Source organism: Fusibacter ferrireducens, assembly GCF_015352425.1.
Lineage (GTDB): Bacteria > Bacillota > Clostridia > Peptostreptococcales > Acidaminobacteraceae > Fusibacter_A > Fusibacter_A ferrireducens.
On record NZ_JADKNH010000004.1, the window covers coordinates 1 to 21,273 of the forward strand.

The 21,273-nt window shown below is 37.3% G+C and carries 20 protein-coding genes; 13 read left to right on the forward strand and 7 right to left on the reverse strand.

Translation table 11 applies throughout. The features are described from left to right. Positions 1-826: 826 nt before the first annotated feature. A complete protein-coding gene (locus ISU02_RS06980; RefSeq protein ID WP_194701102.1) occupies positions 827-1,756 on the reverse strand; it encodes an alpha/beta hydrolase in 930 nt (309 codons plus the stop codon). Positions 1,757-1,982: 226 nt separating this feature from the next. Here ISU02_RS06980 and ISU02_RS06985 point away from each other — a divergent pair, with 226 nt between their 5' ends. The 5 genes from ISU02_RS06985 (at position 1,983) to ISU02_RS07005 (ending at position 6,718) form a co-directional block, all read left to right on the forward strand. Next, the gene (locus ISU02_RS06985; RefSeq protein WP_194701103.1) at positions 1,983-2,624 is read left to right on the forward strand and encodes a TetR/AcrR family transcriptional regulator; all 642 of its coding nucleotides are present in this window, start codon (positions 1,983-1,985) and stop codon (positions 2,622-2,624) included. Between the two features lie 121 nt (positions 2,625-2,745). Beyond that, positions 2,746-3,465 carry a hypothetical protein gene (locus tag ISU02_RS06990; RefSeq protein ID WP_194701104.1) on the forward strand — a complete coding sequence of 240 codons (720 nt, stop codon included), beginning with the start codon at positions 2,746-2,748 and terminating at the stop codon, positions 3,463-3,465. Between the two features lie 53 nt (positions 3,466-3,518). Next, entirely contained in the window at positions 3,519-3,938 is a 420-nt protein-coding gene (locus tag ISU02_RS06995) for a DUF3237 domain-containing protein (RefSeq protein ID WP_194701105.1), read from the forward strand. A 19-nt stretch (positions 3,939-3,957) separates the two neighbouring features. Further along, a complete protein-coding gene (locus tag ISU02_RS07000; protein ID WP_194701106.1) occupies positions 3,958-4,245 on the forward strand; it encodes a putative quinol monooxygenase in 288 nt (95 codons plus the stop codon). 238 nt (positions 4,246-4,483) lie between these two features. After that, positions 4,484-6,718: a type IA DNA topoisomerase gene (locus tag ISU02_RS07005; RefSeq protein ID WP_194701107.1), complete on the forward strand. Its 2,235-nt coding sequence runs from the start codon at positions 4,484-4,486 to the stop codon at positions 6,716-6,718. A gap of 76 nt (positions 6,719-6,794) precedes the next feature. Here the strand turns inward: ISU02_RS07005 and ISU02_RS07010 are convergent, their stop codons facing one another. The 4 genes from ISU02_RS07010 to ISU02_RS07025 form a co-directional block, all read right to left on the reverse strand. Continuing rightward, the gene (locus tag ISU02_RS07010; protein ID WP_194701108.1) at positions 6,795-8,396 is read right to left on the reverse strand and encodes a peptide chain release factor 3; all 1,602 of its coding nucleotides are present in this window, start codon (positions 8,394-8,396) and stop codon (positions 6,795-6,797) included. 150 nt (positions 8,397-8,546) lie between these two features. Next, a complete protein-coding gene (locus ISU02_RS07015; protein ID WP_194701109.1) occupies positions 8,547-8,810 on the reverse strand; it encodes a hypothetical protein in 264 nt (87 codons plus the stop codon). Between the two features lie 669 nt (positions 8,811-9,479). Then, the gene (locus ISU02_RS07020; RefSeq protein WP_194701110.1) at positions 9,480-9,836 is read right to left on the reverse strand and encodes a hypothetical protein; all 357 of its coding nucleotides are present in this window, start codon (positions 9,834-9,836) and stop codon (positions 9,480-9,482) included. A gap of 82 nt (positions 9,837-9,918) precedes the next feature. Further along, on the reverse strand, positions 9,919-11,091 hold the full coding sequence (locus ISU02_RS07025) for a cation:proton antiporter (RefSeq protein ID WP_194701111.1): 1,173 nt from the start codon (positions 11,089-11,091) through the stop codon (positions 9,919-9,921). A 239-nt stretch (positions 11,092-11,330) separates the two neighbouring features. Between ISU02_RS07025 and ISU02_RS07030 the strand changes: the two genes are divergently transcribed. From ISU02_RS07030 to ISU02_RS07040, 3 genes are all read left to right on the forward strand, one after another. Then, positions 11,331-12,434 carry a GGDEF domain-containing protein gene (locus ISU02_RS07030; RefSeq protein ID WP_194701112.1) on the forward strand — a complete coding sequence of 368 codons (1,104 nt, stop codon included), beginning with the start codon at positions 11,331-11,333 and terminating at the stop codon, positions 12,432-12,434. Between the two features lie 120 nt (positions 12,435-12,554). Continuing rightward, a complete protein-coding gene (locus tag ISU02_RS07035) occupies positions 12,555-13,472 on the forward strand; it encodes a DMT family transporter (RefSeq protein ID WP_194701113.1) in 918 nt (305 codons plus the stop codon). A 97-nt stretch (positions 13,473-13,569) separates the two neighbouring features. Then, a complete protein-coding gene (locus ISU02_RS07040) occupies positions 13,570-14,406 on the forward strand; it encodes a PHP domain-containing protein (protein WP_194701114.1) in 837 nt (278 codons plus the stop codon). A gap of 72 nt (positions 14,407-14,478) precedes the next feature. On the opposite strand, the gene ISU02_RS07045 is transcribed toward ISU02_RS07040, so the two are convergent. After that, a complete protein-coding gene (locus ISU02_RS07045) occupies positions 14,479-14,937 on the reverse strand; it encodes an HD domain-containing protein (RefSeq protein WP_323985024.1) in 459 nt (152 codons plus the stop codon). Next, complete coding sequence (locus ISU02_RS07050; protein WP_194701115.1) at positions 14,930-15,127, reverse strand: hypothetical protein; 198 nt, start codon at positions 15,125-15,127, stop codon at positions 14,930-14,932. The genes ISU02_RS07045 and ISU02_RS07050 overlap by 8 nt, the downstream gene beginning before the upstream one ends. A gap of 247 nt (positions 15,128-15,374) precedes the next feature. Here ISU02_RS07050 and ISU02_RS07055 point away from each other — a divergent pair, with 247 nt between their 5' ends. From ISU02_RS07055 to ISU02_RS07075, 5 genes are all read left to right on the forward strand, one after another. Further along, positions 15,375-16,586, forward strand: coding sequence for an EAL and HDOD domain-containing protein (locus tag ISU02_RS07055; RefSeq protein ID WP_194701116.1), 1,212 nt, complete (start codon positions 15,375-15,377; stop codon positions 16,584-16,586). A 143-nt stretch (positions 16,587-16,729) separates the two neighbouring features. Then, positions 16,730-18,574 carry a sigma-54 interaction domain-containing protein gene (locus ISU02_RS07060; protein ID WP_194701117.1) on the forward strand — a complete coding sequence of 615 codons (1,845 nt, stop codon included), beginning with the start codon at positions 16,730-16,732 and terminating at the stop codon, positions 18,572-18,574. Further along, entirely contained in the window at positions 18,564-19,502 is a 939-nt protein-coding gene (locus tag ISU02_RS23880; RefSeq protein WP_228727752.1) for a M15 family metallopeptidase, read from the forward strand. The genes ISU02_RS07060 and ISU02_RS23880 overlap by 11 nt, the downstream gene beginning before the upstream one ends. Positions 19,503-19,630: 128 nt before the next feature. After that, positions 19,631-20,608: a hypothetical protein gene (locus tag ISU02_RS07070; RefSeq protein ID WP_194701118.1), complete on the forward strand. Its 978-nt coding sequence runs from the start codon at positions 19,631-19,633 to the stop codon at positions 20,606-20,608. An 84-nt stretch (positions 20,609-20,692) separates the two neighbouring features. Next, positions 20,693-21,244, forward strand: a complete 552-nt coding sequence (locus tag ISU02_RS07075) for a GNAT family N-acetyltransferase (protein ID WP_194701119.1) — start codon at positions 20,693-20,695, stop codon at positions 21,242-21,244. Positions 21,245-21,273: the final 29 nt, after the last annotated feature.

Genomic DNA, 21,273 nt, shown 5'->3' on the forward strand with positions numbered 1-21,273 from the left:
GGTCTAATAAAAGAAACTGATATTTCCGTGGCTTAGACTAAAGCTTCATTTTTGTAGGGCCTAAAAGACCTTTATTAAGTATGCCCTTTTTTACTTTGAGCTACTTTATTTTTCACGCTAATCTCCTCATATTTATGCATTTTAGTATAAAAAAAGAAGACCCTATTCTGAGTCTTCTCTGTGATCAAGATTTTTTAACAATTTCAAACTCAGCCAAACTACTCTATTTTTTTACATGCTTCAAAACCAGCGCTAAAAAAGAAGCCCCAGTAAAGGTTAAAATAATAAAATTTTGAAGCGATTTCATTATTTATATGCGCTGACATTGTTTTTTCCTCCATGTAATGAATAAAATAGGAACTCAACATTTGTTTTTTCAACTATAACATATAAATAGAGTATGTCAATATATTTTCAGATAATTTATGGTTTTGGACAGTATGAAGGCAAATGGATACGAGCCATTGTCCGTGAGTTCTGAACATCCCTCATCACAGCTTTCGGCTCAAATCTTGCATATAACAACATTTGCGTCATCATTCGATGCCGCAAACCGATTTTCGCTGACGCTGTTTGAGGTTGAACATTCCTCATCACAGCTTTCGGCTCAAATCTTGCATATAACAACATTTGCGTCATCATTCGATACCACAAACCGATTTTCGCTGACGCTGTTTGAGGTTGAACATTCCTCATCACAGCTTTCGGCTCAAATCTTGTTGTTTTAATAAAAAAAGGTGAAGATTTTGATTGTCTTCACCCTTTAACTTGAGTCGCAGATTTATACTGGCATTATATATAAATATTCTAATGATTTCCTATGATGTTACAGCATCCCGAATTCTCTTTTGAAAGTACGGTAGATGGCCTCGCGAATCCAGTCTGTCAACGGATTGGGAACAAGATCAAAACCGTGAGGTACTCGAGGCATTGAATAAAGTTCTGTGGGAACAGAAAATGCCATCAATCTTCTCGCATAATCAATGCCTTCATCGCGTAGAGGATCATATTCGTTCACGATCATACAAGTGGCAGGTAATCCAGATAAGTCTCTAGCGAGTGCTGGAACAGCGTAATATGAAGGCACTGAACCGTCAAATCCACCTAGATACTTGACCCAAACCGCAGAGAGACCATCTCCTTTTATTAAAGGTGCACCCTCGAAGTTTTGCTGTGCAGAAAGTGAAGTTTGTAAATAGTCAAGTGCAGGAAAATTTAACACTTGTGCCGCCACTTTAGGGCCCATGTGATCCCTCAAATACAAGCACAAACCTGCAGCAATACAACCGCCAGCACTTGTGCCGAATATGCCGATTTTTTCTTTGTCGATGCCGAGATCATCTGCATTTTCCAACGCATAATTAAGTGCTGCCAGACAATCTTCTAGTTGGGCAGGGAAAATGCTCTCTGGTGCTAAACGATAGCCCACAGAAACCACTACGCAGGATACGTTTTGAGCAATTAATGTGCCTCTAATATTATCGTTGTCTAGATCACCGCTGATAAATCCGCCACCGTGAATATTGAGAACTAAAGGTGCTTTTTTTATATGCTTTGGCCTATAAATTCTTATTGGAACATCTGGAGCGCCATTTAATCCTGGTGCAGCTAGATCAAACATTTCCATATCTTCAGGTAATTTAAAATCCAACATAAAGTCGCGTATGACCTTTCCCAAATTACCTTCGTTTTCATTGTCCAATCCCATTTGGACACCCCATAGCATTTCATAACCTGGATGTGGTTGATATTTCATTATACAAGCCCTCCTAAACCATATTCTATAATCAATTATGTGTAGAGTTTAGCAAAATGTATCTATAAAAAACATACCGTGAGTATGATTTAATATAATTTTAGTTTTTTTAAAATACTTTGTCAAGATATATTATTTTATAGGCTTGACTTTATCGGGATTTTTTGTTCAAATGAGGTTAGATTCTATAGATGTGTTTAATTATTTTAAAGTAAGGAGTGTATTTATGGCATTGACGCCCAAAACTAAATATGCTAAAGGCTATAAAACAAAGGCACTCGTCCTCAGTGCCGCTCTGGAACTCATTTCAACTAAAGGATTTCAAAATGTTACAGTAGATGAAATCTGCGCGAAGTGCAATGTTACAAAGGGTGCCTTTTATCACCATTTTCCGTCAAAGGAGTCCATATTAGATCGATTGCATATAGATGCTGATAAACAAATTGAAGAAAGAATTCCCGAGATTCTAAAAAAGACATCATCACTTGATATTTTTTCAGAACTGTCTTATCTCTATGCGCAAATGACTGTGATACGCGGGGTTGAAATTATGAAGCAAAGGTTTCGAAACAATCTAGATTCTGAACATTGGAATATAAACCAGCGGGATTTTTATAATCCCCAAAATCGACCGCTTTTAAAAACCTATGCCAAAGTATACAATGAACTTCAAGAAAGTGGTGAAGTCAGTTTAGAGTTCTCATTTGAGCATTTTTTTCACTTTCTGATCGTCACATATGATGGCGTTGTACTAGACTGGTGCTACAACAACGGAAGCTATGATTTGCCAAGTGCAGTGCAAGAAGCGACAGAGCGGTATGTATTGAGTTTCAAAGTTAATAGAACAAAGAGTGAAGCAGTGAAGTAATTCAGTGCTTCTTTTTTTGAAATTTGGTTTGCTTTTTTTTTGAAATGCCAATAAAATAAGTACCGTGAGTATGTTTTTAAAATGAAGACTATTCAATAAATTTTGGAAAGGATTATTCGTGATGAGAAAGTTAGACCAAAGTGATCAAAAAAATCAAATCCAAGGTCAGAGTCAGATATTGGGAGATTTTATATGGGCGATGTGCCTTTTGTGCTGGATATTGATTTTGGTAGTTCCAAGTGCCCGCTCTTTCTTTATAAAGGTAACAGAAGCACATCCCTACATGGGAGGTTTTTTTAAATTTACAATTCTTGCTTCAATGGGTGATTTGCTGGGATTTCGTATTTTAAATAATCGCTGGAAAATTCCCCAAAATGTACTCCAGAAAGCCTTTGTATGGGGTATAATAGGTATGATGGTAACTTTGATATTTTCAGTGTATATGGGAGGCGTTTCATTTGCTCAATCCATAGGAAGATTGCCGTTTGCTGGGCATGTTGTAGCCCAAGCCTTTTTAGGCAGTTTTATTATGAACGTAACTTTTGGGCCAATGATGTATGTCTATCATATATTTGGTGATAAGCTGATGGCATCTCTTTTTTCTAAAGCTAGCGAAAGACCGACTCTGAAAGAAATGGTTGATACCACAGACTGGTATACTCTAGTGAGTTTTTCGTGGTTGAAAACATGTCTTTTCGTCTGGGTTCCCTGCCATACGATTGTATTTTTAATGCCTTCTGAATACAGGGTTTTAGCTTCTGCATTTCTGTCTATACTGCTAGGTCTGATCATAGCGTATTCCAAAAAAAATGCAGTTTCTTCGACAACAACTTGTGAGTAGAGGTAAGCGTTTTATTGAATCGAAAAAAATAGCGATTGTTTTGGAGGAAAAAGATGAAATTAGAAGCAGAACATATCATGGATTTGAAAGTAGACATTGGTACATTTCAAGAATTTGGTGAAACCGTTCAAGGTTGTTTAAAAGTCATTCCAATAACAGGCGGTTCTTTTTCTGGCCCTTCCATAAGTGGCAAAGTTGTCCCAGGTGGTGCAGATTGGAATAATCTGATGGATGGTAAAATTCGACATGTATTTGCAAAGTATACTTTGATAACAGATGATGGCGAATATATTTCGGTTGAGAATGAAGGTTTTTCAGATGAAGAGGAGCCCAAACCACATATTCGAACAGTGCCTAAATTTATAGTGAGTAAAGATAGTAAGTATAAGTTTCTTCGAAGTGGTGTATTTGTGGGGAGTTTAAAAAAGGGTGAAGGCGAGTTTGTAGAGATTTCAATCTACAAACTCAAATAAAAATGCAGGAGGGAATTTCATGATAAAAGTAGTTGCAAGAAGTGTTGCAATTCAAGGTAAGGAAGATGAGATTATTGCTCTATCTAAAGAGTTGGTGTTAGAATCTAGAAAAGAAGTCGGATGTATTCGTTATGAAATGTATCAAGATCAAAAAAATGCGTCTGTTTTTACAATGATTGAAACATGGCAGGATGAAGAGACTTTTCAAAAGCATAAGGAAACGCCACATGTTAAGAGAATTGTACCCCAGTTGAACGCACTTAGAGTAGAAAAGGCAGTTGTTGATGTCTATACTTTAGTCATTTAATATCAAATGGGATGTAAGAAAGTTTTTAAATAAAAGGTAAAGCGCTCATAATAGTATTGAACGGACCTCAAAAAGTTTGACCTGATAATTGGACTTGCTGAGGAGGGGTTCTTCTATGGGCGCTTTTTTCAATCTTTTCCCAGACTTGCCTTTGAGAGTTTGACAATTTGTGATAAAATTTTAAGGGACAGTTTTATCAGCGTGTTTGCGTGTCCATAAATCTTAAAAGGAGGAGATCATGTCAAAAGTCATTATCGCAGAGAAGCCATCAGTTGCAAAGAATATTGCTGATGCCACAAATTCAAAAACGCGAAAAGACGGTTACTATGAAGGCTCAGAATATCTAGTGACATGGGCATTTGGTCATCTTCTAGAGTTATTCGATTCCAAGGATTATGATGAGAAAATGGCAGGATGGCGCATGGAGCACTTTCCATTTGTGCCAGAGGCCTTTCAATATAAAGTCAAGTCGGACCCATCAGACCGGCATAAGCCAGATCAAGGCGCACAAAAGCAACTCATGACCATAAAAGCACTTATTGAACGTGCAGATGTTGATGGCGTTATATCGGCTTGTGACTACGATCGCGAGGGTCAAATTATTGGCGATATTATTTTGGATTATTTGAAGGTGGAAAAACCGGTTGAGCGCTTGCTGTTAAATGAATGGACACCAGATGAAGTGGCGTCTGGACTTAAAAAAATGGTGTCCAATGAGGTCATGACTCCGCTTAAAGATGCGGGCATTAGCAGGCAATGGGCAGATTGGATTATAGGCATCAATCTCACTTCAGTTGCAACGCTTAAATATCAAAGAGGATCAGGGAAAGCGCTTAATATCGGCCGTGTCTTGTTACCCACACTTAAAATTATTTACGATCGCGATCTAGAGATCGAAAACTTCGTCAGAGAAGAGTATCATAAACTGACGGGAACGTTTAAAACACCCAGCGGTGAAAATTATGACGGTATTTATACAGTGGATGGCAATGATAAATTTGAAGACATTAAATCGCTTGAAGCAGTTAAGACTGCACTTGCAAAAAAGCGAGGCGTCGTTAAAGAACGAATTGTTGAACTCAAGAGGGAATATCCACCTACACTGTTTAACTTATCTGGATTACAAGGTTATGTCACCAGCAAGCAAAAGGGCTGGACATCAGATAAAGTCTTAAAAGTGGCACAGGGGCTTTACGAAAAAAAGCTCATCACATATCCTAGAACTGCAAGTATGGCACTTGAAGAATCTTTGGTGGAGAAGACTCAAAAAGTGCTCAACGTTCACAAAAGAGGTCTTCCCTATGAAAAGGAAATAGAATTTCACACGCATAAGCGTGTTTTTGATAACTCAAAAGTGGAAAGCCATAGTGCCATTATGCCAACTTATGTGGTGGCAAAAGGACTTGCCGGGGATGAAAAAATTGTATATGATGCGGTTAAAAATCGATTTTTAATGCAGTTTATGCCAGTGGCTGAACATGAAGAGATGACCATCCTCACTGGCAGTGTTGACATGGACCTCCCCGGCCAATTTATTTCAAAGGGCAGGAGGCAACTCGTTGAGGGGTGGCGTCAAATTGAAAAAATAAAATCAAAAGAAAATGAACTGCCAATTGTTGAAAAAGATGATATTGTAGAAATCGCTAAGCTAAAAATTGAAACCAAAGGCACTTCACCGCCTAAAAAACATACTGAGAAGACACTTCTTAGAATTATGGAAACTTGTGGTAAAAAGTTTAAAAATCAAAAAAAGAAAGCTAAAGAGGATGAGGATTTAAATGAAGCTTCAGAGGATGACTCCGATGATGTGGACGAAGGCATAGATGTCGATGAGAGTGATGATCAGGAGATGATTCAGTCTATCCTAAGTGGCTTTAGCATAGGGACCCCGGCAACAAGGGCAGAAACCATTACAAAATTAAAACGTGTGGGTTATATTGGTGTGAAAGGTAAATCGCTTTATTGTACGGAGATGGGACGAAAACTCGTGGAGTTATTTCCAGTAAAATCGCTATTTGACCTTGAATATACAGGTCGGCTTGAGAAGACGTTATCTGATATTGGTAAAGGCGAAGTCGAAAGAAATGATTTTTTAGAGGCCATTATTGCGTTTACTTCTGTGGCAGTTAATGACATTAAGAACGATGATTTTCATGTGATTCAAGATTTGCAAGTGCCACATGAAGGATCGCTTGGCAAGTGTCCAAGTTGTGGTTCAGACGTCATTGAAGGTAAAAAGGGTTTTGGTTGTACGAACTGGAAGGCTGGGTGCAAGTTTGTCGTCTGGAAAGAAGATAAATTCTTAAAGGCACTGGGGGTAACGCCTCACAGAAATACAATTATCAAGCTGTTGGAAACAGGAGAAGTTTTTAGTAACAACTTTGTCAATAAAAAGGGTACAAAATTCTCAGCTTTTTTGAGATATGAAAAAAATGAAGACAATGATTATTTCAGTTGGAAAATGAGATTTTAGAATTTAATTTAAAAGCCAAACACCAGTGAGAACAATTAGGTGTTTGGCTTTATTACTATATAGAATAATATGATTTTTAGAAAATGGAAGTCTCGTGTAATTTTGCTTTTTTGTTGCGCTCTTCAACTTGCCTAATAGACCATTCATTTTGAAATAAGAGAACAGGTTGTCCATCTTCATTTTCAACGAGCATGGTATCCATAGTCATCGAGAATTTTTTAGCATCAAAATTATCCATTTCAATCCATCGAATATAGCGGTATGGCAGTGATTGCATTAAAATTTCCACATCGTATTCATTCTGTAGTCTATATTCAAGGACTTCAAATTGAAGTGCCCCCACAACACCGATGATCAATTCTTCAACGCCGATGTTGGGTCTTCTATAGACTTGGATGGACCCTTCTTCAGCAAGTTGCGTAATCCCCTTGATAAATTGCTTGCGCTTTAGTGAGTTTTTGATGGAAACTTTGGCAAAATGCTCTGGTGCAAATTGAGGAATCCCAGCATATTTGAGTTCGGTTGATTTTTCTGAAAGGGTATCTCCAATATTAAAAATACCTGGATCGTGAATGCCAATAATATCACCGGGATACGCATTTTCAACGATAACACGATCTTGAGCAAGGAATTGTTGTGGCTGTGCCAACTTCACTTTCTTTCCTTTTTGCACATGATTGACAGACATTCCTTTTTCAAATTTGCCCGAACAGATGCGAAGGAATGCAATTCTATCGCGGTGCGCAGGATTCATATTGGCTTGAATTTTAAAGATAAAGCCTGAGAATTCTTCTGTCTCGGGAGAAATATGACCGAGATTGCTTTCACGCGCTTGAGGGGATGTTGAAATCTCTAAGAAATCTTCGAGAAAAGGTTCAACACCAAAATTTGTGAGCGCACTTCCAAAGAAAACAGGTGTCAACTTGCCTTCTAAAATTTGCTCTAAGTTAAAATCATCGCCGGCGATATCTAGAAGTTCAATATCATCTAACAGCTGTTGATGCAAGGTTTCACCAAGAAGCGTTTTAAATTCTTCATTAGTGATGTCTCCTTTAATGGTTTTAGCCATGGCCTGTCCATGATTGCCCTCAGAAAAAAGTTCTATCAACTCTTTCTGTCTATTGTAAACGCCTTTAAAGTTCTTGCCTGAACCAATTGGCCAATTTACGGGACAAGATCTAATGCCTAAAACCTTTTCAAGTTCTTCCATGAGTTCGAATGGATCTTTACCTTGACGATCCATTTTATTGATGAACGTAAAAATGGGGATGCCTCTCATTTTACAGACTTGGAATAGTTTTTTGGTCTGCGCTTCAACCCCTTTGGCACCGTCGATGACCATGACAGCACTATCAGCAGCCATAAGCGTACGATAAGTATCTTCACTGAAATCTTGATGGCCAGGGGTATCTAATATATTAATGCAGTAGTTATTGTATTCAAATTGGAGCACACTCGATGTAACAGAGATACCTCTTTGTTTTTCAATTTCCATCCAGTCTGATACGGCATGTTTTTGTGCACGTCTAGACTTGACAGAGCCTGCTTCTCGAATAGCACCTCCATAAAGTAAGAATTTTTCAGTTAAAGTTGTTTTTCCAGCATCCGGATGGGAAATGATTGCGAAAGTTCTTCTTCGCCTAACTTCGTGAATAAAACTTTTGTTTGTATTTGACATGGTTTTCTTCCTTCTATTTGTAAAAAATCAATATAGTTAACCTTATAAAGGTTATCTTTTTTGCAATGCCCTGTCAAGTGCTATTGCAAAAAGAAAAACAATTTTCTTTATGAAGAAGAGCTTCATCAAGAAAATTGTTTATAATGTTTCTTAGTACATAGATCCTGTGATGTTGCCTACGATTGAACCCAGAAATAAAAACCAAATTATAATGATGGCAACAGCCATAATAAGTTGAGCCTTAAAGAAGTTAGCTTTACTGGGATTAGTGGCAGAACTAAATGCCCAAACGAAAGGCATTACAATATTGACGATAGGGATGCAAAGAATAAGTAAAGTGATAATCCATTCTTTCATTGAAACAATTTCCGAGATATTTCGGTTCTCTTGATACTGATTGGTATAAGTTTCCATTAGTAACCTCCAAAATTATATTGTATCATATACACAATATGTTATCATATACCAATTTTCAATGCAGGATAAAAAAATCTAAAAAAAGAAACAAAAAAATGTTTAACTTTAAAAGGCAAGGGTATGAATGGACTAGGAAGGAAACTCTTCTTAGATAGAGCGGAGATTGATAGTTTTTTTCAATACTTGCAAGTTGAAACGCAGATTTGTAAGCACATGATCAGTTTTGAAGTTGTTTTTAAGAAATTAGTTTTCGAAAAGAGTTAATGTCAAACAAGAACTGTATGTTAAGTCACTAATGTATTAATGGAAAATTAGTAACAGGTTAAGGTAAGTTTTAAGTGTTTGATAGATATTTAGATTTTCAGAGTTAAGTTTTTAAAAGTTGTTTTAAGGTTCAAATCTCCAGCTGCTATCGAAGGGTACACCAAACGGTGTACCCTTTTAACTTGCATTAAATGTTCTATCTCTGCGTCAATTCATAAAGCTAGACCTCTCACGTATGTCTATATACGCTACGAGTCCTAGCTTTTCTCTTTCCTTGACCTAGAACATTTTCTGCAAGTTAAAAGTGGCATGTATATTAAATGTCCTATCTCTGCGTCAATTCGGAAAAGTAAAAAAGATGTCTAACACGCTTTAATCATAAAGAGCACTAGACATCTTTTTTTATTTGTCTGGTATTTGGTATCCGTGGCATTCTAGAACGGGTAATACGAAAATGTAGCCGATACCGTTTTTATTGACCGTATCCATTTTAAGTTCTTCTTTAATGCGATCGATCACTTTTCTGAGTTTTTCCTCACTGTGTATAATACTTATGATTGTTTTATTGTAAGGCTTGTCGCCTTCAACAAGTTTTCTAAGGCCTGCAAAGATTGGCACATCAACATTATGTTCTAATAATACCCTGCCCATACCTTCACTATCTAGAGTTGTCGCTCCACAGCCTAAAGAATAGAAAATTTTGTGAATATCCTTTAACCTGTCGACATCATTTAATACGAGGAATAATGCATAATTCATAGGATTCATCCTCCTTAAATAAGATTTTAACATATTTTAAATCTGATAACTATCCTTAACTGAGCGAAATTTTATAAAATGATTAGAGACGTGTTTCCTCAGCTCTTGTAATGGCATATTTTGTGGCGATTGGACCAACAATTTCTGTGATAATAGTAGTGGCAAGTAATATGGTTACAACGATGGAACCGATATCTGTACCTGGAAATTCTCTGCTTACTGTAATTGCAAGTCCAACGGCAACACCGACCTGAGAAAGTAAGCCAAATCCAATGTATTTTTTAACGTTGGCAGGCGCTTTGGATATCGTTGCACCAAGTGATGCTCCTGCTATTTTGCCAAGAATTCTAAAGAGAAGGTATGCAACACCTAATAACCCAATTTGAGGGATATAGGCAAAATTCAGTCTCGCACCTGCAAGGACAAAGAAAGCGGCTACGACAGGTGGTGAAAAGTGCTCTAAGATCGTAAATGCCTTTATTTTTTGAGGTGAAACATTGGCTACAATAACCCCCATGGACATAGCAGTTAACAGTGGCGAAAGCCCGAAAAGCGTTGCGACACCATCTAAAAGAAGCAAGGTCCCAATTACAAATGGCAAGAGTTCTGAATCTCTCTTAGAATACTGAATCAAAGCTGTCATCAATATGCCAAGGAGAGCACCTGCAAGAACAGAAAAGACAATCTCTTGAATTGGCAATATGAGTACTTTCTGAAGCGTAATGTCTTCATGATTTACAAATACTTTTGCTACAGATGCCGCCATGGCATAGATCACAAGACAGATAGCATCATCCACGGCCACAACACCAAGTAGCGTGCTTGTAAGTGGGCCCTTGGCATTGAGTTCTCTTAAAACCATTACGGTTGCAGCGGGTGCTGTTGCAGCTGATACAGACCCGAGAATCAATGAAATAGCGAAATCTTTAGTAAGAAAATAAGATATGCTTGTTACTAAAATGAATGCACCAAATGCTTCGAAAAAAGCAATGATAAAAATAGATTTTCCAAGTTGTTTAATAACGGAAAGTTCAAGTTCACTCCCAATATTAAAAGCAATTACACAAAGTGCAAAATCACTTAGAAAAGCCAGTTGGTTAATGGTGTCGCCGTTGAGGATTCTAAGACCGGATGCGCCAAGAAGTAATCCACCGATAATATAGCCCGCAACGGCTGGCACTTTAAACTTGTTCATGATTTTGCCACAAACAACGCCTACAATTAAGGCTAACCCAAGATTAATGAAAGGGTTCATATACAACACTCCTTTATTTAAAGTCACAGAATTCATTGTATTCCTTTAGATCAAAAAATCAACCGCTTTTCAAAAAAAAAACAAAAAATAGCGAAGAATTTACAAGACTTTAATAAAATACCCCACTTTAAGCCAATACTCACACATTATAATGCACGAAAGAAATAAATCTGATAAAATAGGTCTAGAATATTGAGTAAAACTTGAATTGTTAAAAAATTGGTAAAAAGAGGCAAGGTATGATAAAGAAAATAAAATCTTTGGAAGCGGAAGAACGTCTATTCGTGTACATGTTGATATTTGCCATTGTATTAGGCAGTTTAAATATCATCAATAATATGATTATTAAGTTTGATTTCATAGCAAATTATAAATGGTTCGTTTTGATAGCCACCGCTGGTATTGGTTTATACTATACCTTGCAGGAAGATCAGGCTAGAGCACGCGCTATAAGACCCATCAAGTTTTTTCTGTTTTGCGAGATTATATTTGTATTTTTACCCAACGGTTGGATGAATATAGGAGGCTTTAAACCATCGGCAATAGCGTATATTTTTTTGATTTGTATTGCAATTTGCTTTGTCTGCGAGGGTCTGACCAGGCTATTTTTTCTGCTATCTGAAATCGCAGTGATATTAACATTGCTCGTATGGGGCGAATTACATCCGGAAATACTGGTTAATAATTCTGCAAGCCTTATCTTTTGGGACAGTTTGATACAGATTCCTACGACGATTACTGCATCTGCAATTTTGCTGATTATGTTTTCAAATGCTTTTAAGCTAGAGCAAAAAAAATTAAATGAGTACAGTGAGATGCTGGTACAAAAAAATCAGACACTATTTCAAATGACCATTAAAGACGAACTTACAGCTTTATATAATAGAAGATATATTTTTGATCAGCTTCAATCGCTTTGGCGATCTTTAGAGTCTCAAGAAGCGATCAGGCTTGCACTTGTGGATGTGGACAATTTTAAGCGAGTCAATGATACGCTTGGACATGTCATTGGCGATAAGATACTCAAACAAATTGCCGACATTATGGCGGATAGCATGAAAGATAAAGGCTTTGCAGGACGCTATGGTGGCGACGAATTTGTGCTTGTCTTTATTGGCTCAGATATTGAAAGTGTTATGACGATTTTAAATCAAATTAATGAGCAAGTAAAAGCAATTGATGTAAGCCCAGATATCAGAATTTCTTTAAGTGGTGGCATCAGTCGACTTACAAGGGAAAACAATATTGATTCAGCACTTTCAAGGGCTGACGATATTCTGTATAGATCTAAAAAAGATACAAAAGATCAAATCATCTCAGATGAAATAGAAAATAGACTTTAAAAAAACTGAATAAAATTTAAATAACTTTCTTTAAGGTATTCTCATAAATTGATATGATACTCTTAGAGAAAAAATTAGGGCGTCTACATAATAATTGGATGTAGACAAGGGGGAAAAATCATGAGTCGATTATCAAAAAATCAGCAAAAGTACTTATCGGATTTGAGTCTGTTATTCGTTGCAGCAGTATGGGGTGGTGGATTTGTAGCGGTAAAAGATGCGCTTAATACGGTGACACCAATGTTCTTAATGGCAATAAGATTTGTGTTAGCGACATTGTTTCTCTATATGTTTCTCTTTAAATGGATCGGCAAGCTATCTTTACAAGATATTAAAAAGGGTTCAGTTGTAGGCATTATTTTATTTTTAGCTTTTTCAGCGCAAACTGTTGGGTTGCAATATACTTTGGCTTCAAAACAGGGCTTTTTAACGGCAACATATGTTGTGATGGTGCCTTTTTTATCTTGGATCTTCTATAAAAAGATGCCTGGTGTGAAGGCGTTTTTAGGGAGTTTAATTACAGTGGCGGGCATAGGCCTCATCAGTTTTCAGGGAACATCGAGTTTTGTACTTAATATAGGTGATGGCTTAACGCTTTTGTGTGCGTTGTTGTTTGCAATGCACATCCTTTCCATTGAGTATTTTGCAAAGGATATGGCAGTGATCAAACTCGCTTTTGTTCAAATAGCAGTGGCGGCAATTTTGTTTGTGATTACGGCATTTATTACTGAACCTATACCTGTTTCACTTTCACCAAGAGCTTGGTTTGCAATCGTCTATTTGGCGATGTTTTCAACCTTCCTATGTTTTACAGTTCAAACGGTGGCACAGAAATTCACCACATCTTCCCACGCCTCTATCATACTATCTCTAGAATCTGTTTTTGCAGCGCTATTTGGTGTGATTTTGCTCAAAGAACACATGTCCAAAATGATGCTGGTGGGGTGTGGGTTGATATTTATTGCTATTCTCATGGTGGAACTCAATTTTTCTTCTAAATCAAAACTCAAGGTGCAAACGGGAGAACAAAAATTATAATAGAGAAAAATGAGTCTTTTAAAAGGACAATCTTCTTTAGCGTTTTTAAAACACGTTTGTGCGGTTAATATTTATATATGGAAAAGGATGTGTGTGCATGGCGAAGAAATATGTGGATTTGCATATTCATACGACAGCTTCAGATGGGACCTTAATCCCTGAAGAACTCATAGTTGAAATTAAGGACAGCGATATTGAACTTTTTTCTGTGACAGACCATGATTCTATGTCGAACGTCTTAGAGATGAAGGCCATTGCAAAGAGAGAAGGGATTTCATTTATTCCAGGGATTGAGCTTTCGGCTACTTTCATGGGTAGAGAATTTCACTTGCTCACGTATGGCATAAATCCAGAGGACCCGCAGCTGATTAAGCGCGTGGTTAAAAATCAGGACATTAGAGAAACTCACAATAGGGCAGTGATTGAATATGTGAGTCAGAAATATAAAGCGGTTTCACTTGAGGGCTATGAAAATTATGAGAGAGATCCAAGTCGTGGTGGCTGGAAAGCTGAAAACTATTTGTTTGATATGGGGGTGACCAGCTCTTTATCAGATTTTTTTATGGTTATTAGCGATATGGGGAGACAACTTATATTTGATCCACTTGAAGTGGTTTTACCAGAACTTGTGAACATGGGCTATACGGTAGTTCTTGCGCATCCACCAGCTTATTTTAAAGGAGAATGTTTATCTGAAGAAATTTTGAAAGCGTTTAAAAATTGGGGCCTCAGCGGCATAGAGTGCTACAGTCCATACTATAAAGATGCATCGCAGTATGCATATTACAAAGAATATTGTCAAAAAAACGATTTGTTGGTCACCAGTGGTTCTGATTATCATGGCAAGTTTATCAGTTCAAGAAAACTGGCGCGTCCTAAAGTGACATCTCAAGAAGTTTCTTTTGAAGCACTCTTAAAACTCTCAAAGGACTAACAAATGGTTAGAAGGAGCTGGTTGAAATAAGGGTAGATAGGGTTAATGTCATAGAATGGATTTAATCGTTCGCTATCGGTGCTTTCTTCTTGAGAGTCTTTGAGCATACTCTGCTATTGAAATATATTTATCTGCCAATGTTACAACCCAACTGATACTGTTATTGGGTGGTGAAATGGTGAGCGGAAACATGTGTTTTAAAATAGCATCCTCTTCTTTGGGATTGAGTTTAAAATGTTTTTTGGCGTTAAGATGTGCTTCTCTAGCATGTGTGAAGCCATGTTTTTCAAAAAAACGATTTTTTTTAGGCGCTCTCCAATCATATAGAAAAAAGTCATGTAGGAGGCCGGCTCTGGCAGCAGAATGATAATCTAATTTAAATTTTTTCGCGATCTTATAGCTTAGGTAAGCGACTTGAAGGGAATGATGAAATACGCTATCGCTGTGATGTCGTATTTTTTTTGTCTTTTGAAACGTTTTATTTCTTATGATTTCATGGATGATCCCGCGAAATTCATGGTCTCTATTCACCTTTAACCTCCGAATATTGTATTGAGTATGCCTCGTTCAGTGTGTAGATTGAAATAGGAATGTGGTTACCTCTGAGTAAGAGGGCTTCTCTAAATTGAGAATGATCTCTTAAGTGATCGTCAAGCATGTTGTAAACGGAATCGCTTATGAGCAATTCTTCTATAAATTTATAAAGGGTATATTTTTTCATAAGGGGCTCCATTCCTTGATTACTAGTACTATTATACCCAAGAAACAACTTTTTAGCAGTAGTATTCTCACTAAATTTAAGGGCGTGGATAGAGAAAGTTACTGTACAGATCATGTTTATTATTATGAGAAAAAATGGTATACTCTGAATAGTAGATAATTTATTAAAATGGTAAAGTGGCAGTTGACTTTGGAGGACAAATATTGAAATAAAGAGCATTTAAATCATAATTTTGGAGAGAAAATATATGTTTATAGCGAGACAACCTATATTCAATAATGAGCTTCAGGTCTATGGATACGAACTCCTATTTAGAAAATCAGATCGTTCTATGAAGTTTGATGGTCTGTCATCTTTGGCAGCAACTGCAGGTGTAGTGGGTGGTTTATACGAACTTGGATTCAGTCAAATTATTGATGATAAGAGAGCTTTTGTGAATTTTGATGCAGATTTTTTGATGAGAGATATTTCTGAATTAATTGAACCCAATAAATTGATCATAGAAATTTTAGAGAATGTTGTTGTGGATGATCTGCTCGTTGAACGCATTAAGAAATTGAAAGCCCTCGGCTATAAAATTGCCTTAGATGATTTTGTGGAAAGATATGAGGATTATCCATTGGTGCCTTATGCTGATATTATCAAATTTGATCTCATGCTAACACCGCTTGAAACCATTGGTCCTGCTGTTTATAAAGCACTTTCGAGTAACAAAATTATTCTTGCTGAAAAAGTGGAAACAGAAGCTGTTTTCTTGAAGGCAAAAGAGATGGGTTTTCATCTCTTTCAAGGTTTTTTTTTCAGTAAACCCATGATTGTTGGCAAGTCAAGTGCAAATAGAACAGGCACTAAAATTCAATATGCTAGGCTCTTAAACGAACTCAAAAAAGAAGAGCCCTCCTATCAAGTTCTTGCAGAAATTATCGAGCAAGACGTGAGTCTGGCTTACAAGCTCATGAAAGTAGTCAGTTCAAGATCTGGTGATGATGTGATATATTCCATAAAGCGCGCCTTGACATATATGGGTCTCAAAGAAATAGAGAGATGGATTGGAATATTGATGATTCAAGACCTATGCAGTGAAAAGCCAGAAGAATTGATGACCTTGTCTCTCATGAGAACACGATTTGCTGAAAAGATTGCCAAGCATACAGAATTAAAGATGTACAGACATGAAGCATCCTTGTTGGGATTGTTCAGCACTTTAGATGCAATGTTGGATGAACCCATGCACGAGGCTTTGAAAGACATTGCTTTACCCCACAGCATAAAGGATGTGTTGATTCGGGAAAAGGGCATTTTGTTACCAATATGTATATTAATTAATGCCTATGAAATGGGCGATTGGGATGCCGCTTCTAAAATGTGTCAGAAACTCAAATTAGATGAGACCGTTTTACTTGAAGATTATATAGAGGCCGTAAGATGGGCTGGGGAAACTTTAAAAAAGATGTCATAATTGAGGTCGCTAGCTCGATGGTTTGTGTGTATAGCATTATTTAGAGTAATTTTAAGACATGTTAGAGCTGTAATTTTTGCTGTTCTGGCATTTTTTTTACTCAAATGGGCACAGTGAGATAAGACAAGTTTAAGGGGGATTTTATGAAACTTGATAAAGTGATTCAAAATGCTCAGATGATTTGTGATGCAATTGCAAGTGTTATTGATATAGATGTGACGATTGTGGATGAAACTTTGATGCGGATAGCAGGTACGGGTAGATATCAGGAGAGCATTGGAGAAAATGTCAGTGATCATTCCGCTTTTAGCTATGCTATAAAAACGGGTTCGGAGTTTATTATCGAAAATCCCGGAGATCATCTCGCTTGTAAAATGTGCGACTGCAAAAATAAATGCAGTGAACATGCAGAGGTTTGTTGTCCAATAAAGTGGGAAAATGAGACCATAGGCGTTATAGGTCTGATTGCATTTGAGAAAACTCAGAGAGATCATATTATTGAGAATCAAAAGAATCTTTTACAGTTTTTAAATCGGATGGCTGAACTCATTGCTTCAAAGGTGAATGAGCAAGAGGCGGTTGAAGAAATGGCGCTTTTGGCGAAGGAACTTGAAATCGTGGTAGATGCCATAGATTCGGGATTTATAGCGATTCGAAACGATGGCAAAGTGATCAGAGCCAATCACAAGATTTTGAAAATGGTTGATAAAGAGAGGCTCGAAAGTCTAAGCGATCTATTGGACCCCAAAGAGGTTGAAATCGTTTTAAATGCCAAACGCGCTCTATCCAATAGGTCTTATCGGTTTAATGCTGAAGAACGCGGCCTCTACGATGTGAGTTTGATTCAAATTGGAGCTGAAATTAAAGGTTATGTCATTACATTTAGGACGATAGAAGATGTTATAAATACAGTGAATGAAGTTTTGTTAGATGTTGTTACCACAAGATTTGAACATATTATAGGTCATTCTGACGCATTATGTCAGGCTAAGGCAATGGCCGGCAAAGTGGCTGGAAGTACTTCGACGGTTTTAATTTTGGGCGAGAGCGGTACTGGAAAAGAACTCTTTGCACGGGCAATTCACCAAGCAAGTCAAAGGCAAAAAAAACCTTTTGTTGCGGTAAACTGTGCTGCAATTCCAGAGCAATTACTCGAGAGTGAACTCTTTGGATATGAGGAAGGCGCTTTTACTGGAGCTAAAAAAGGGGGAAAACCCGGAAAGTTTCAGTTGGCAAATAAAGGAACCCTTTTTTTAGATGAAATAGGGGATATGCCGTTACACTTGCAGGCGAAGTTGCTTAGAGTATTGCAAGAGAATCAAGTGGAGAGATTAGGTGGAAAAACACCAATTGCCATAGATGTAAGGATCATTGCAGCGACAAATCAGGATTTGGAGTTAAAAGTAGATGAAGGCGCATTTCGAAAAGACCTGTATTATAGGTTAAACGTGATTCCCATTACAGTGCCTCCCCTCAGAAATCGAAAAGAAGACATCCCAGAACTTGTATGGACCATGGTTAGGCGTGCAAGTCAAAAATTGGGTAAGTCTATTGGTAGTATTGAGGAAACTTGTTTTGATCATTTAAACCGATATGACTGGCCGGGAAATGTCAGGGAACTTGAAAATACAATTGAATATGCGGTTAATATGTGTGATGACCACACTTTAAGAATGCAATGTCTCCCAAAAAAACTTCAAAAAAAACATGATGGCGAAATGAGTGATGTTATTCAGCACCGCATAGAATCCAAAGTTGAACAGTTGGAATTTGAAGAGGCACCGCTTAAAGCATCACAGAAGACTGTGTTTGAATTTGAAACACTTGCTGAACTTGAAAAGAGATCTATTATAGCCGCACTCGAGTACTATAGACCTTATAAAAAGTCTGCGGAAAAAGCTGCTAAAGTACTTGGCATCAGTCGGGCAAAGCTATATCGAAAAATCGCAGAGTATAAACTAAATGAGGCAAATGACGATGAAAAGTAAAATAATACTAGTGATATTGCTGTTAAGTGTCCTTTTGGGGATTGGGAAAAAAATAACGGGGACAATGTTCTCTGAGGCAGAGATGAATGATGCTCAACCCACTGCTGACAAGGGCTCTGATACGATAGTAGATTCAGGCGCGGCAGATACATCGCTGTCAATTGAGGCACCCATCGTCTGGATGCCCTCGGAAGCGTCAGAACCCTCGGAAGCATCTGTAGCAGATGAAATGCCTATGGTAGAAACAGATGAAATGGCAACAGTAATTATATCTAAGGCAGCAAGTAAAATTAAATCACCTATGGTAGAAACAGATGAAATGGCAACAGCAGAGGTTGAATTCAAGATTGATGAGATTGATAAGACCCTTTACAGCCAAATGTTGGGAAAGTCATTCAAAGAGAATGATGTGATTCAAGTGGAGGCATTAAGGATTTTGACTCTAACTTATTATGGATTTGATGAGTCAGCTCATATTGGCCAATTGGTAGTCAATCAAGAAGTCGCTGAAGAAGTTTTGGAGATTTTTAAAGTTCTATATGAGAAAAAGTATCCTATTGAAAAGATCAACTTAGTGGATGAATACAATGCAGATGATGATTTATCCATGGCGGATAATAATACATCTGGTTTTAACTTTAGAGTAGTGAGTGGGAGTGAACATCTTTCCAGACACAGTTATGGCATGGCCATAGATATCAATCCTGTTCAAAACCCATATGTTACAAGTAAAGGGGTGTTTCCAGCCGATGGAGAATCTTACTTGGATCGTAGTTTGAAAAAAAAGGGCATGATTGATGAAGAGGATTTATGTTATAAGCTTTTTACGGAGAAGGGATGGACTTGGGGTGGTCATTTTAAATCCGTAAAAGATTATCAACATTTTCAGAAAGCATTTAAGGATGATGAACTTAATTTTAAACAATAATGATAGTATAAACTATAGAAAAAAACTATGGTTTAATTTTTAAAAATATAATTTTTTGCCGCACTTTGACCGATATACAGAATAAGGAATGGATTCTGAAATCATAAATACACAGGGAGGTGTGTTTAATGAGAATTTCAAATTATTCATTAAATCAAAGTGCTTTTTCAAAATCATTTCACCATGAAAGACAAGTTACAAAGCTCGAATTATCAAATCCAAAGGCTATAATGCTCAGACAACTTAAGTATGAGGATGCACTAGAACTTAGTCACGCCAATGTAACCAGTAGTACTAATGAACTCTTTGAATTGCCTGATGCAGAGCGCATGAGACTTCAGTTGTTAGAAAGTTTCATTACGGCTTTGATAGGTCGGGAATTTAAGTTTTCACGCATTATTAGACTCGATCAAGAAGCTGGAAGTGGCAATTCTGTATCGTCAAGCTTTGGATTTCAATTTTCAAGTGCGCATGAGGTCTATGAATCTGAAAAAATGTCATTTGAATCAAAGGGTGTTATTAAAACAGAGGATGGTAGGAAGATCAATTTCCAAATGAACCTGAATTACTCAAGAGAATACTACGAAAAAAATGAGACAATAGTTCAGTTTGGAGGTGTCATGCAAGATCCTCTTGTACTCAATCTAGATGGCAAAGGCATTGCCTTCGGCGATGATTCCATCAGACTGGATATTGATTTGGATGGTAAAGAGGACACTTTCAGAAGACTTGCAAGCGGAAGTGGGTTTTTAGCACTTGATCAAAATGAAAATGGTATAATTGATGACGGTTCTGAGCTCTTTGGGCCGAGGACAGGGTCAGGTTTTGGAGAACTTGAGGCTTATGATCAAGATCATAATGGTTGGATTGATGAAAATGATGACGTTTTTAACAGTTTAAAAATTTGGCAAGTGGATGCACAAGGCAATTCAAAGTTGTTGGGATTAAAAGAATCAGGTGTTGGTGCTATATACTTAGGTGCTGTAGACAGTTCTTATCATATCAAAGAAGGCCTAGAGACAATTTCTGATATCAAACGTTCAAGCGCTTATGTAAGAGAAGATGGAAAAAGTCTTGCCATACATGAAATTGATTTGAAAATATAGTGATTTGGAATGGTTTATGATAGATGAATTCATTTACTGAGGGAGTATCTCTTATGAGATACTTCTTCACTTTGGAGGTTTAAAATGTCTAGTGGTTATATTGTTAAAGGTGCAAAAGTCGCGTTGAGGAAGACAAATCGAGCAGATATAGCGCATTATATAAAATGGAAAAATCCCAATTTAAAAGCGTGGTCGTTGGATGCGCCTTGGGCTAATCACAATTTGACTGCAATTATAAATTGGCGAAAAAGGTGGCTTAATGAAGGTTCTAAGCCGCCCTACAGATTTCTTGAAGTTGAGGCCAGTGATGGGACACATGTGGGATGGGTCGTGGTATATCACGATGATGGAGATCCTCATATGACAGAAATTGGTATTGATATACCGGAGGAGGGGTATTGGGGGCAAGGTATAGGCACAGAAGCGCTTGCACTTTGGATTCAATATATATTTGAAACGATGCAAGTGGAAAGGCTTAGCCTCTCTACTTGGAGCGGTAATCAGGGGATGATTAAAGTTGGACAGAAACTTGGTTTTCAGGAAGAGGGTAGAATAAGAAGAGGTTGTAGGGTTGATTACCAATACTACGATAGAATTCATATGGGACTGCTTAAGACAGAATGGCATAGAGGATAGTGCCAATAACATAAAGTGCATCGTTATCA

Bases quoted from the DNA above. Each gene is read 5' to 3' on its own strand.
- ISU02_RS06980 (WP_194701102.1), bottom strand. From the start codon at position 1,756: ATGAAATATCAACCACATCCAGGTTATGAAATGCTATGGGGTGTCCAA.
- ISU02_RS06985 (WP_194701103.1), top strand. From the start codon at position 1,983: ATGGCATTGACGCCCAAAACTAAATATGCTAAAGGCTATAAAACAAAG.
- ISU02_RS06990 (WP_194701104.1), top strand. From the start codon at position 2,746: ATGAGAAAGTTAGACCAAAGTGATCAAAAAAATCAAATCCAAGGTCAG.
- ISU02_RS06995 (WP_194701105.1), top strand. From the start codon at position 3,519: ATGAAATTAGAAGCAGAACATATCATGGATTTGAAAGTAGACATTGGT.
- ISU02_RS07000 (WP_194701106.1), top strand. From the start codon at position 3,958: ATGATAAAAGTAGTTGCAAGAAGTGTTGCAATTCAAGGTAAGGAAGAT.
- ISU02_RS07005 (WP_194701107.1), top strand. From the start codon at position 4,484: ATGTCAAAAGTCATTATCGCAGAGAAGCCATCAGTTGCAAAGAATATT.
- ISU02_RS07010 (WP_194701108.1), bottom strand. From the start codon at position 8,396: ATGTCAAATACAAACAAAAGTTTTATTCACGAAGTTAGGCGAAGAAGA.
- ISU02_RS07015 (WP_194701109.1), bottom strand. From the start codon at position 8,810: ATGGAAACTTATACCAATCAGTATCAAGAGAACCGAAATATCTCGGAA.
- ISU02_RS07020 (WP_194701110.1), bottom strand. From the start codon at position 9,836: ATGAATTATGCATTATTCCTCGTATTAAATGATGTCGACAGGTTAAAG.
- ISU02_RS07025 (WP_194701111.1), bottom strand. From the start codon at position 11,091: ATGAACCCTTTCATTAATCTTGGGTTAGCCTTAATTGTAGGCGTTGTT.
- ISU02_RS07030 (WP_194701112.1), top strand. From the start codon at position 11,331: ATGATAAAGAAAATAAAATCTTTGGAAGCGGAAGAACGTCTATTCGTG.
- ISU02_RS07035 (WP_194701113.1), top strand. From the start codon at position 12,555: ATGAGTCGATTATCAAAAAATCAGCAAAAGTACTTATCGGATTTGAGT.
- ISU02_RS07040 (WP_194701114.1), top strand. From the start codon at position 13,570: ATGGCGAAGAAATATGTGGATTTGCATATTCATACGACAGCTTCAGAT.
- ISU02_RS07050 (WP_194701115.1), bottom strand. From the start codon at position 15,127: ATGAAAAAATATACCCTTTATAAATTTATAGAAGAATTGCTCATAAGC.
- ISU02_RS07055 (WP_194701116.1), top strand. From the start codon at position 15,375: ATGTTTATAGCGAGACAACCTATATTCAATAATGAGCTTCAGGTCTAT.
- ISU02_RS07060 (WP_194701117.1), top strand. From the start codon at position 16,730: ATGAAACTTGATAAAGTGATTCAAAATGCTCAGATGATTTGTGATGCA.
- ISU02_RS23880 (WP_228727752.1), top strand. From the start codon at position 18,564: ATGAAAAGTAAAATAATACTAGTGATATTGCTGTTAAGTGTCCTTTTG.
- ISU02_RS07070 (WP_194701118.1), top strand. From the start codon at position 19,631: ATGAGAATTTCAAATTATTCATTAAATCAAAGTGCTTTTTCAAAATCA.
- ISU02_RS07075 (WP_194701119.1), top strand. From the start codon at position 20,693: ATGTCTAGTGGTTATATTGTTAAAGGTGCAAAAGTCGCGTTGAGGAAG.